Here is an 11,766-nt window from a genome sequence, read left to right as displayed (position 1 = left end):
CTTATGTCGAATATTGGCCTTAACGCCACCGGCGCAACACCGCGTTACACCACTACCCGGCTGCATCAGCGGCCGGGGTTGTTTATCGTGGCGGCTGCCCTTTTGCTTTCCCTGTTGGCCCTGTTGCCGCTGGGGTTTGTCGTCAGCGTGGCGTTTGAAACCGGCTGGCAGACGGTAAAAGCTCTGGTATTCCGCCCCCGGGTGGCCGAACTGTTGCTCAATACCCTGTTACTGGTGGTCTTCACGCTGCCAATTTGCGCCATTCTGGGGGTCACACTGGCCTGGCTCACGGAGCGCACCACGCTGCCGGGCCGCCGCATCTGGTCGCTGCTGGCGACCGCGCCGCTGGCGGTTCCGGCATTTGTGCAAAGCTATGCCTGGATCAGCCTGGTGCCCTCGATGCATGGGCTGGGAGCCGGGGTATTCATTTCAGTCCTCGCCTACTTTCCGTTTATTTATCTGCCGGCCGCAGCGGTGCTGCGTCGCCTGGATCCCGGCATTGAAGACGTCGCCACGTCGCTCGGCACCCGTCCCTTGGCGGTGTTTTTCCGCGTGGTGTTACCGCAGCTCAAACTGGCGACCTGGGGCGGATCGTTACTGATCGCGCTGCATCTGCTGGCGGAGTACGGCCTGTACGCCATGATCCGTTTTGACACCTTCACCACCGCCATTTTCGATCAGTTCCAGTCCACCTTTAACGGCCCGGCAGCCAACATGCTGGCCGGGGTGCTGGTGTTGTGCTGCCTGGGTTTACTGCTGTTGGAGGCCGCCAGCCGCGGCCGCGCGCGTTATGCCCGGGTAGGCTCCGGCAGTGCCCGCAGCCAAACCCCCTACCGCCTGGGGCCGGTGACGACTCTGCTTGCCCTGCTACTGCCTTTGGGCCTTAGCGCGCTGGCGCTGGGCGTGCCCTTTATCACTCTGGCCCGCTGGCTGACGCTGGGCGGGATTGAGGTCTGGCGCAATGCGGATTTACTGCCCGCGTTGCTGCAAACGCTGTCGCTGGCCGCCAGCGGTGCGTTGCTGATCACGCTGTGCGCCGTCCCGATGGCCTGGCTGTCGGTTCGTTATCCGGCGCGGCTGTATCGGCTGCTGGAAGGCTGCAATTACGTCACCAGTTCGCTGCCCGGCATCGTGGTGGCGCTGGCGCTGGTGACCATTACCATTCACAGCTTCCGACCGATTTATCAGACGGAAATCACGCTGCTGTTGGCCTACTTGCTGATGTTTATGCCACGGGCATTGATCAACCTGCGTGCAGGCATTGCCCAGGCACCGGTGGAGTTGGAAAACGTGGCGCGCAGCCTTGGCCGCTCACCGGCGCAGGCGCTGTGGAGCACCACTTTGCGGCTGGCCGCACCCGGCGCGGCTGCCGGTGCAGCCTTGGTGTTTCTGGCGATAGCCAATGAGTTGACCGCGACGCTGCTGCTGGCGCCGAACGGTACCCGCACGCTGGCGACCGGCTTCTGGGCGCTGACCAGCGAGATCGACTACGTGGCGGCTGCACCTTACGCACTGATTATGGTGGCGTTATCGCTGCCATTGACCTGGCTTCTTTATTCTCAATCTAAACGCACGGCGGGATTATGAGTACGCTTCAACTGCAGGGTATCGGTAAGTCCTATAATTCGGTCAAGGTACTGGAGCACGTGGATTTGCAGGTGGCACAGGGCAGCCGCACCGCGATTGTCGGCCCTTCCGGCTCGGGAAAAACCACCTTGCTGCGCATTATCGCCGGCTTTGAAATACCGGACAGCGGCCAGGTTATCTTGCAGGGCCTGCCGATGGCCAACGGCAGCGGCTGGGTGCCGGCGCACCTGCGCGGCATTGGCTTTGTACCGCAGGACGGCGCGCTGTTTCCGCACTTTACCGTGGCCGGGAATATCGGTTTCGGCCTGAAGGGCAGCAAGCGTGACAAGCAGCGGCGTGTTGATGCGTTGATGGACATGGTGGCGCTGGATCGGCGGCTGGGCGCGCTGTGGCCGCATGAACTTTCCGGCGGGCAACAGCAGCGGGTGGCGCTGGCGCGCGCGCTGTCCCAGCAACCCAAGCTGATGCTGTTGGACGAGCCCTTCTCCGCCCTGGATACCGGCCTGCGCGCCGCAACCCGTAAAGCGGTGGCGGAACTGCTGGCGGAAGCCAAGGTGGCGTCAATTCTGGTGACCCACGATCAGACGGAAGCGCTGTCGTTTGCCGATCAGGTCGCGGTGATGCGCAATGGCCGGCTGGCGCAGGTGGGCCCGCCGCAGGATCTCTATCTGCGACCGGTGGATGAGCCAACCGCCACCTTCCTGGGGGAAACCCTGGTGCTTTCAGCCAAACTTGAACACGGCTGGGCCGATTGCGTTCTGGGCCGGATTGCGGTGGACGATCGCCAACGCCAGGGGCCTGCCCGCATCATGCTGCGCCCGGAACAGATCCAAATCAGCCTGTCCGAGCCGGCGCAACAGGGCCAGGCGGTGGTCACCAGCATCGATTTCGCCGGTTTTGTCTCGACCCTCAACCTGCGCATGAGCGGCAGCGACGCCGCTATCGAAATAAAAACCGTCAGCCGTGAAGGCATCCGCGCCGGTTCCCAAGTCTGCCTGAATATCATCGGGCAGGCGCATATCTTTGCCGGGTAACGTTATGGGGCGGCTCGCCGCCCCGAACATTCAGGCTTCACCTATCGCAGCCATTGCTTAGTAAATCCCCCTTCATCAACTACGATTATTCTGTGACCGATTCATTCACTTGAAGGTCCAGAAGGTAACCCATTGAGGATTATCATAAATATTCATGCTATTTAAGCCGCCCTTCGTTAACGCGGCTAAGAAAGGTTAATTATGGCACGTACTACCCCTATCGAACGCTACCGCAATATCGGCATCTCGGCGCACATTGATGCCGGCAAAACCACCACCACCGAGCGGATTCTGTTTTACACCGGGGTCAGTCACAAGCTGGGCGAAGTGCACGATGGCGCAGCCACCATGGATTGGATGGCGCAGGAACAAGAGCGCGGTATCACCATTACCTCGGCGGCGACCACCTGCTTCTGGAACGGCATGCAGCATAATTATCCGCAGCACCGCATCAATATTATCGATACCCCAGGGCACGTTGACTTTACCATCGAGGTCGAGCGCTCAATGCGCGTACTGGACGGTGCGGTCATGGTCTATGACTCGGTGGGCGGCGTGCAGCCGCAGTCAGAAACCGTCTGGCGGCAGGCCAATAAATACAAGGTGCCGCGGCTGGCGTTCGTCAACAAAATGGACCGCGTCGGCGCCGACTTCTTCCGCGTGCGCAAAATGATGATCGAACGTTTGAAAGCCAATCCGGTGCCGATCGTCATCCCGATTGGCGCCGAAGACCACTTCACCGGCGTGGTGGATTTGGTGCGCATGAAGGCCATCCTGTGGGACGAAGCTTCTCAGGGCATGAGTTTCAGTTTTGAAGAGATCCCGGTCGAACTGCGCGATTCTGCGCAAGAATGGCGGGATAAAATGATCGAAGCCGCCGCCGAAGGCTCGGAAGAGCTGATGGACAAATACCTCAACCAGCAACCGCTGAGTGAAGAAGAGATTGTTCGCGGCCTGCGCCTGCGCACCATCGCCGGTGAAATCCAGCCGATGCTGTGTGGCTCGGCCTTCCGCAACAAGGGCGTACAGCGCATGCTGGACGCGGTGATCGAACTGATGCCCTCGCCGCTCGACGTTCCGCCGATGGAAGGCCATGACGAACACGACAATATCATCATCCGCCGGGCCGCCGACGACGAAAAATTCTCGGCGCTGGCGTTCAAGCTGATGACCGATCCCTTCGTGGGCCAACTGACCTTTATTCGGGTATATTCCGGCGTGCTGGCCAAAGGCAACAGCGTCTATAACCCGATCAAAGACAAAAAAGAGCGCATTGGCCGTATCGTGCAGATGCATGCCAACGACCGCAAAGAGGTCGAAGAACTGCACGCCGGTGATATCGCCGCCTGCGTGGGGCTGAAAGACGTCACCACCGGCGACACCCTGTGCGACCCTAACGCCATCATCACGCTGGAGAAAATGGTGTTCCCGGAACCGGTGATTGCGCAGGCGATTGAACCCAAAACCAAAGCCGACCAGGAAAAAATGGGCATCGCGCTGCAACGCCTCACCTCCGAGGATCCGTCGTTCCGCGTACGCACCGACGAAGATTCCGGTCAAACCATTATTTACGGCATGGGCGAGTTGCACCTGGAAATTATCGTCGATCGCATGCGCCGTGAATTTGGCGTGGCGACCACCACCGGCAAACCGCAGGTCTCTTATCGCGAAACCATCCGCAAACGCGTGGTCGACGTGGAGGGCAAATTTGTGCGGCAGTCCGGCGGTAAAGGCCAATATGGCCACGTGGTGTTAACGGTGGAACCGAACGAACCGGGCAAAGGCTTCGAGTTCTTCGATGAAATCAAGGGCGGCGTGATCCCGGGCGAGTATATTCCTGCGGTGAAAAAAGGCGTGCTGGAAGCGCTGAACAACGGCGTGCTGGCCGGCTATCAGATGGTTGACGTCAAAGTACATTTGACCTTCGGCTCTTACCATGACGTCGACTCCTCTGAGCAAGCTTTCCGCATGGCGGCGATCTTTGGCTTTAGAGAAGCCTGCCGCGCGGCTGACCCGGTGATCCTGGAACCGATCATGGCGGTAGAGGTGGAAACGCCGGAAGACTATGCCGGCAGCGTGATGGGCGATCTGTCGTCGCGGCGCGGTCTGGTGCAAGGCATGGAGGATATCCCCGGCGGTGGCGGCAAGGAGATCCGCGCCAAAGTGCCGCTGTCCGAGATGTTTGGCTACTCGACCACCCTGCGCTCGATGTCCCAAGGCCGCGCGACTTACACCATGGAGTTCAGCCACTACGCCGAAGCGCCGCGCAACGTGGCCGAAGAGATCATTCACCACAGTAAACGTTAAGGGGTTCACTGCCTGCCGCCTACGCGGCAGGCGTCACTCTTTCTCTGCCAACCGCACTACCACCGGCTGCGGTTTGATGCGCATCGCGTAGACCACCCCGATCATCAGGCAGGCGATACCGCACAGCGTCAACAGCGGCGGCCACGTCTGGCGCAGCATGAAGGTATAGGCCAGCCCCGCCAGAATTTCGAAGACGATCAGCGGCCCCACCAACACCGTCGGCAAGCGCTGGCTCGCCTCATTCCAGCACAGCGCGCCAATCCACGAACACAACATGCCGATGGCAATCATCAAAGGGACGAACACACCCGGCCTTGGCCCAAACGGCAGCGCAAACGCCGGCTGAGTCAGGGCCAACTGGCCGCAAACCAACAGGTAACCTACCAACGCCAGCGGCAAGGTGACTACCCCCTGGGCCGTCGCCCAGGTGGCCGGTCTTTGGTCCGGGTTTTCCCGCAGCCAGCGGGCATTGCGCAGCGGGAACCAGGTCCAGCAGGCCACCGCCAACAGCGCCAGCCCCAAACCGCTGATATAGCGCCAGAGATCGAGCGGTGCCGTATTGCCCTTCAGTTCGGCGACGTTGACGAACGCCAGCCCACAGGCGATCAACACCAGCGCCGGCGTTAACTTCCGCCAGGAAAGCCGCCCGTCATGCCGGCTGTAAAACAGGTTGGCGGTGACTGAAATCACCACCGGCAGCGTACCGATAATCATGGTGGACACCGGCGCCCCGGTACGTTGAATGGCGCTTGCCAGGCACAGGTAATACAGCAGGTTGCCGATCGCCGTCAGTTTGAGCGCTTCAAGCCAGTCTTTACGCTGCAGCTTTCGCAACCGGCGGCGATCGAGCCAGGCCAACGGCAAGGCAATCAGGCCAAAGGCCAGGTAACGCCCGGTGGACTGTAACGCCGCAGGATATTCGGGGATCAATACCGGGCCGACAAAAATCAGCCCCCACATCAGCCCAGCCGAGAGGGCAAATAACACGCCAACAAACATAGTGACTCCATCAAACCCGTGAATGAATTTCAGGAGCAGCCTAGCCCAATTGCTCGTGGCGATATTGTAGGAGGTTGCTGTTTTAGCGGGCCAAGCTGGGAAACTACGTTAAGCCTGTTTTTATGGTGATATTTTAGCCGGCCTTAGTAGCTCTCTTAGTGGGTTGATCTGATAAACCGAAAGCCAAGCGTAGAGTATAAGCCTTAATATCTACAGGCCATGCTGCAATACATTGTTCAAGTTTGGTTCGATTGTCTGCGAAAAGTGCGCGAACTCCCTCCTCATAGCCAGGCAAATCTCCGGCGATTGCCTGCATGAACTGATAAGCAGCCTCATGAGCTGCCCGTTTTTGTTCACGCTCCCCCTCCGAGCGCATGGCCTCGTCTACCAGACGCCTGAGTATAGCGGATGCGCTGCCGGGTCGGGTGGTTAACCAGTCCCATTGACTGGGCAGTAAGGTTACCTCGCGAGCAACGACACCTAATTTTGGTCTACCCCGTCCTTTCGATTCTGCAGAATCGTCTTCCATCGTCTCTGCCGACTTGTCCCGGCGGGGGGCATAACGCCCCGTGAATTGCTGGGGAGGACAGGAAAGCCTCTCTACAACGTCAGCATCGGACCCTCGCAGGTCCAAGTCGATCACGCTGCCTGTCATATCATCAAAGACAAGAAATGTTCTTAACGATCCCTTTCCGAGCTCATTTTTAACGGCAAGTGCAACCTCAACCAACGGACCTGAGAACAGCAACTGTTGGTCACCAAAGGCTGTCGAAGCCTTAGACAGGTATTCAGACATGCATTTAACCTCAATGGGATGTTAAGGGTCATTAATATACCCGGATAAAATTAAGAGTAAATATTATGAAGACAGTTTCATTCTGATTAGCCACCTTTTTGACGACATCCGCGAAACTTGCCACTACCGGTGACTCATAACAGCAGCAAATTCAGACTATAACCCCATTTACCGATGATGAGAGGCCCTCTTCCAGGGGCTGTCTGCCCCATTCACCATCAACCCCAAATTTTCATGCGGTATAGCGATAGGCATATTTACCCGGGTATTATTGACAGGGAATATTATCCGGGTATTATTCGTGAAAACGCATACCGCTGACAACAAAACCATGACTTACCTGAAACGAAGAGGAGGGATGATGACAGACAAACAAGCGCTGAAACGGCAGTACCTGGACACGAAAACCCGAGCGGGGGTGTATGCGATCCGTAACAAGATTACGGGGCGAGTATTGGTTGCAGGCAGTGCTAACGTTCAAGGAACACTCAACCGGCATCTTTTTGAACTGCGATATGCACAACATCGGAACTTGAGACTTGCGCAGGATTGGGTCGAGTATGGTGAGAGTAACTTTCTCTTTGAGGTACTCGACAGGGTTAAAGCCAGTGAAGATCCCGCTTTCGATGCCGCGCGGGAATTAGAAATATTGGTGAGCCTGTGGCGCCAGGAAATCCGCAGCCCCGACCAACTTAGCTACGACGAACCCAGGAAGAAGCCTTGATGAACACAAATCTCGATTTTTGTTTGGCGTTATATCGTGCTCAGGCCAGTCTGCAACTTAAGCTTGACGATGAATTGGGCACATATCATGGCATCAGCTTCAGTGACTTTACGCTACTGAATGTTATCGCGCGATCGGACGGCGATCGGGTCAATATATCAGTACTCGGGGAACAGATTGGTAAACCGCAATCAGCCGTAGTGCGTCAATTGATCGTTCTCGAAAAAATTGGCCTCGTTGCACGCGACAGCACCAATGGGCTTCGTCAGGTCGTGCTTCGCGCCCCCGGCCGTGTATTGGTGAACGTGGCGCGTGAAACTGCAGCGAGTGTTGGCACAAAAGCTCTCGAGTCATTTACCCCGGCAGTGGTTGCAACTGTTTTCGCCGCAATGGTAACGCTGGCAAATGCGTCTTAATGCTCTAATGAGCAACGCCGTCAGTATCGAAAAGTTGGGCATACCACAGCAGTACAACGACAACATACAAATGTGACGAGAAAAATTCAGGTGTCGCTTTTGATTTTAATGGTTTAGGTGTGCTGTTCTTGTTAGATGCACTCAGTTTTGCTATTTCAGCATAGCAGGTTGCTGTTTTAGCGGGGCGTGGCACGATCTGGTGATGGGGGTTATCAATGCCGGTCAAAGCGTAAACAACAGCCTCTGTACCCACGATACAGAGGCTGTTGTGATAGTGATAAAATTTCACCTACCTAAATGGAACCCCACGATCTCTACCAGAGCTGTTATTACAGGTTCCGCCAATACCAATGGCTGCGGAACCCATAGCCGTTGCAATCCCTGCACCATTTCGGCTAACAAATGCGCCAGCGATGCCAATAGCGCCAGAGGCGATAGCAGCCACACAAGGATTTGATAAATCTTGAAATAACCCATAGTCTTTAGCAGCAAGATTAGGTTGAAAACCATTAGCCTGAGCCCCATATCCAATGCCGCGGTAAGTTTCCTTGTCCCCGCCATTGTTTCCATCTCCGCTACCGCTGATTAACTGATGTTCTTTTAAAGTAAGTATTATCATCATATTCCTTTTCGATGTTTTATTTTATAAGCTATTTTTTACTATTGAACCAAAGCCACTTAAGTGGTTTGACAATCAATTCCGCTAACTTTATTGAACCATACAAAACGAACAAGGGTATCAGTACCCTATCCAAACCTTCCGGGATTGCAACAAACCCCCAAGAAATATGCAATGTCTTAAGCAGGGTTGTCATTATAAAAATAGATAATAGCGAAGTGACAGATAACTCAATGACTTTCAGCACCCTCATTCTTTACACGCCTCATGATCTTTTCTTTTAAATTAGCAATATAATTCAAAATGTTATGGCAATAAAAGAGAGAGGCTCAGTTTACCTGACAAAAGTTAAACCTGAGAAATTACCGCCACCCTCATTATCAGCCTGGTCAATGTTATTATTAAATTTTCGCAAAAAAAACATATGAAAACGAGTTTTTAATTAATTGATAATATAAACGATACGTTTTAGCCAGAACGCTAATAAATATAAATCACGCCTTCTGGATAATTATTATCCGATAAATATAAAAACATCAATAAAAAAGATAAATATCTTTAAAAATCTCTGCGAAGCGTTAACTTTCTACCAATATGTCCACCTGTTAATTAATCCTGTAATGCTCCAACAGTCAGAGAATTGAATGTCACCTTCCCTTGGCATCCTCAAAAGAAGAGCATTTTTACTCGCGTACATTAATGGCGATACTCAGCGGGCCATGACCTGTTTTTGATAGCGCACAGGCGTGACGCCGTAACGGTTGGCGAAAGCGCGGGTTAAATGCGCCTGATCGGTTAGCCCCGCCGCCGCGGCTACCTGCGCAGCAGGCATACCGCGCCCCAGCATCAGCTTGGCTTGCGCAAGGCGAATCGCCATCAGCATCTGCTGGGGCGATACATGGTATTCGGTTTTGAATTTGCGCAAAAAATGGTACGGACTGAGCGACACCAGCGCCGCCAACTGATCCAGCGTGATGGCAGCGGAAAAGTTATCGCGCAGGTAGGTTTTGACGATGTCAAAACGGTGCGCCGGCTCATCTTTCAGCGGCCGTGCGGTTCGCGCGTGGGGGCGGAAGATCGCCACCACTTGCAGCAGCAGGTCATCAATCGTCATCGGATCCCGGGCTTGCCACAGTGCGGCCAGCGTCGCCGAAAGTTGCCGCGCTGCCTGCGGATCCTGGCGTACCGCATCGGTAAACCAAAAACCCTGCTCGCCGGACAGCAACTCCAGCGCCTGGGGTTCAAGATAGAGCATTCGGTAATTCCAGCCACCGGCCGTTTCCGCCTCGCCGGTGTGAAGTTCGTCCGGGTTCATCAACACCAGCGAACCCGGTGCCGCCAGATGCTGCGCACCACGATAACGAAAGCGCTCGGCGCCGACATCGACGGTGCCGATGGCGAAAGCGTCGTGGGTATGCGGTTCGAAGACATAGCGCTCGATATGGGCGTGGTAAAGCTCTACGCCCGGCAGTTGCGGCAACTGCCGGAACTGTGCGCAATCTTTTTCGAAGGGGAACTGCTGTGGAACACCCTGCACTCTACCTCCATCTCCTGCAACCGCCCTGCATCAAGGCCAAACCTGGCTTGTATGATAGTCAAACCGATGCCGTTTGAGTAGTGCACACCGCGGTTCCCTGGACGATCGCGCTCATTCGGCGTAGGGTATTTTACCCATCGCCTGGCGTCTGTTGATCGGCGTCAGCGGGTTTGATTATCCCGCCGCAGAGCGGGAAACGGTGTTTAACTCCCTGAAAGTAAGAGGCAAAAATGTATCCAGATACTCAACTCTATATTGACGGACAATGGCGCAGCGCAGTCGCCGGCAAAACCCTGCCGGTCACCAACCCCGCTACCGATGAGGTCATTGGCAACGTGGCGCACGCCGCACAAGCCGATCTCGATCTGGCGCTGGCCGCTACCGAACGCGGTTTTAAACTCTGGCGCGACACCTCCGCCCATCAGCGCGCCATCCTGATGCGTAAAGCCGCCTCCTTGCTGCGCGAACGCGCAGACTCTGTCGCCGCCATCATGACGCAGGAACAGGGCAAACCGGTGGCTCAGGCCAAGGTTGAGATCCTTAATTCGGCGGACGTCATTGACTGGTTTGCCGGCGAAGCCAGCCGCACCTACGGCCAAATCATCCCTGCCCGCAGCCGCGATGTTCAACAGCAAACCCTTAAGTTGCCGGTCGGCCCGGTTGCCGCCTTTACGCCGTGGAACTTCCCGATCAACCAGATCGTGCGCAAGCTGTCCGCCGCGCTGGCCGCCGGTTGCTCGATCATCATCAAAGGCCCGGAAGAAACCCCGGCCTCACCGGCAGAGCTGATCAGAGCCTTTGCCGACGCAGGCATCCCGGCTGGCGTGATCGCGCTGGTGTACGGCACCCCGGCGGACATCTCCGAATACCTGATCCCGCACCCGACCATTCGCAAGATCTCGTTCACCGGCTCCACCCGCGTGGGCAAACATCTGGCAGCGCTGGCCGGGCAGCATATGAAAAAGGCCACCATGGAGCTGGGCGGCCACGCGCCGGTGTTGATTTTCGACGATGCCGATCTCGACGCCGCCGCCAAAGAGCTGGCACTGGCCAAGTTCCGCAACGCCGGCCAGGTCTGTATCGCCCCAACCCGTTTTCTGATCCAGCAAGGCGTCTATGAAGCCTTTGTAGATAAATTCACCGCAGCGGTGCGCGACATCAAGCTGGGCAACGGGTTGGATGAAGGCGTGACCATGGGGCCGATGGTGCTGGAGCGCAGCGTCACAGCCATCGATGCCTTCGTGAAGGACGCCATCGACCAGGGCGCCAAGGCCAGCACCGGCGGCAACCGTCTGCCGGGCAGCGGCAACTTCTTTGAGCCAACGGTGCTGCGCGACGTCCCGCTGAGCGCGCGGGCGATGTCTGAGGAGCCGTTTGGCCCAGTCGCCCTGCTGCGTCCGTTCGCCACCTATGAGGAAGCGATAGCCGAGGCTAACCGCCTGCCTTACGGTCTGGCGGCCTACGCCTACAGCCGTAGCATCGCCACGGTAACCGCGCTGGGCCGCGATGTGGAAAGTGGCATGCTCAGCATCAACCACATCGGTTTCGGCCTGCCTGAAACGCCGTTTGGCGGGGTGAAAGACTCCGGTCACGGCACCGAAGGCGGCAGTGAGGCGATCGAATCCTATCTGGAAACCCGCTTCGTCACCGTCGCCGGCCGTTAGACGCCCATAGCTGGAAACGCCAATGCCCCGCAATGCCAATGCGGGGCATTAGTCACACCAGGCGCAGCTTTCAGCACACTAAC

Annotated in this window: 11 protein-coding genes; 6 read left to right on the top strand and 5 right to left on the bottom strand. The window is 56.6% G+C overall.

Annotation, left to right across the window (positions count from 1 at the left end; translation table 11 throughout):
* Positions 1 to 3 precede the first annotated feature (3 nt).
* The 3 genes from ACUTSW_RS02995 (at position 4) to fusA (ending at position 4,928) form a co-directional block, all read left to right on the top strand.
* Positions 4 to 1,587, top strand: a complete 1,584-nt coding sequence (locus ACUTSW_RS02995) for an ABC transporter permease (protein WP_445583620.1) — start codon at positions 4 to 6, stop codon at positions 1,585 to 1,587.
* Complete coding sequence (locus ACUTSW_RS02990) at positions 1,584 to 2,621, top strand: ABC transporter ATP-binding protein (protein WP_445583619.1); 1,038 nt, start codon at positions 1,584 to 1,586, stop codon at positions 2,619 to 2,621. Before ACUTSW_RS02995 ends, ACUTSW_RS02990 begins: the two co-directional genes overlap by 4 nt.
* A 201-nt stretch (positions 2,622 to 2,822) precedes the next feature.
* Positions 2,823 to 4,928 carry an elongation factor G gene (gene fusA, locus ACUTSW_RS02985; protein WP_445583618.1) on the top strand — a complete coding sequence of 702 codons (2,106 nt, stop codon included), beginning with the start codon at positions 2,823 to 2,825 and terminating at the stop codon, positions 4,926 to 4,928.
* 33 nt (positions 4,929 to 4,961) lie between these two features.
* Here the strand turns inward: fusA and ACUTSW_RS02980 are convergent, their stop codons facing one another.
* Both ACUTSW_RS02980 and ACUTSW_RS02975 read right to left on the bottom strand, forming a co-directional pair.
* Entirely contained in the window at positions 4,962 to 5,927 is a 966-nt protein-coding gene (locus ACUTSW_RS02980; RefSeq protein WP_445583617.1) for a DMT family transporter, read from the bottom strand.
* Between the two features lie 133 nt (positions 5,928 to 6,060).
* Complete coding sequence (locus tag ACUTSW_RS02975) at positions 6,061 to 6,723, bottom strand: DUF2239 family protein (RefSeq protein WP_445583616.1); 663 nt, start codon at positions 6,721 to 6,723, stop codon at positions 6,061 to 6,063.
* A gap of 301 nt (positions 6,724 to 7,024) precedes the next feature.
* Between ACUTSW_RS02975 and ACUTSW_RS02970 the strand changes: the two genes are divergently transcribed.
* Together ACUTSW_RS02970 and ACUTSW_RS02965 are read left to right on the top strand one after the other, a co-directional pair.
* Complete coding sequence (locus ACUTSW_RS02970) at positions 7,025 to 7,447, top strand: GIY-YIG nuclease family protein (protein WP_445583615.1); 423 nt, start codon at positions 7,025 to 7,027, stop codon at positions 7,445 to 7,447.
* The gene (locus ACUTSW_RS02965) at positions 7,447 to 7,863 is read left to right on the top strand and encodes a MarR family winged helix-turn-helix transcriptional regulator (protein ID WP_445583614.1); all 417 of its coding nucleotides are present in this window, start codon (positions 7,447 to 7,449) and stop codon (positions 7,861 to 7,863) included. The genes ACUTSW_RS02970 and ACUTSW_RS02965 overlap by 1 nt, the downstream gene beginning before the upstream one ends.
* Positions 7,864 to 7,867: 4 nt before the next feature.
* Here ACUTSW_RS02965 and ACUTSW_RS02960 read toward each other — a convergent pair whose 3' ends face one another.
* The 3 genes from ACUTSW_RS02960 to ACUTSW_RS02950 form a co-directional block, all read right to left on the bottom strand.
* The gene (locus ACUTSW_RS02960) at positions 7,868 to 8,152 is read right to left on the bottom strand and encodes a hypothetical protein (protein ID WP_445583613.1); all 285 of its coding nucleotides are present in this window, start codon (positions 8,150 to 8,152) and stop codon (positions 7,868 to 7,870) included.
* On the bottom strand, positions 8,153 to 8,485 hold the full coding sequence (locus ACUTSW_RS02955) for a hypothetical protein (RefSeq protein WP_445583612.1): 333 nt from the start codon (positions 8,483 to 8,485) through the stop codon (positions 8,153 to 8,155).
* Between the two features lie 706 nt (positions 8,486 to 9,191).
* Positions 9,192 to 10,019 carry an AraC family transcriptional regulator gene (locus ACUTSW_RS02950; RefSeq protein WP_445583611.1) on the bottom strand — a complete coding sequence of 276 codons (828 nt, stop codon included), beginning with the start codon at positions 10,017 to 10,019 and terminating at the stop codon, positions 9,192 to 9,194.
* A gap of 230 nt (positions 10,020 to 10,249) precedes the next feature.
* On the opposite strand from ACUTSW_RS02950, the gene ACUTSW_RS02945 reads away from it, so the two are divergent.
* On the top strand, positions 10,250 to 11,683 hold the full coding sequence (locus ACUTSW_RS02945; RefSeq protein ID WP_445583610.1) for an NAD-dependent succinate-semialdehyde dehydrogenase: 1,434 nt from the start codon (positions 10,250 to 10,252) through the stop codon (positions 11,681 to 11,683).
* Positions 11,684 to 11,766: the final 83 nt, after the last annotated feature.

Source organism: Serratia sp. TSA_198.1 (assembly GCF_052686505.1).
This window is presented reverse-complemented; position numbering and strand designations above follow the sequence as displayed.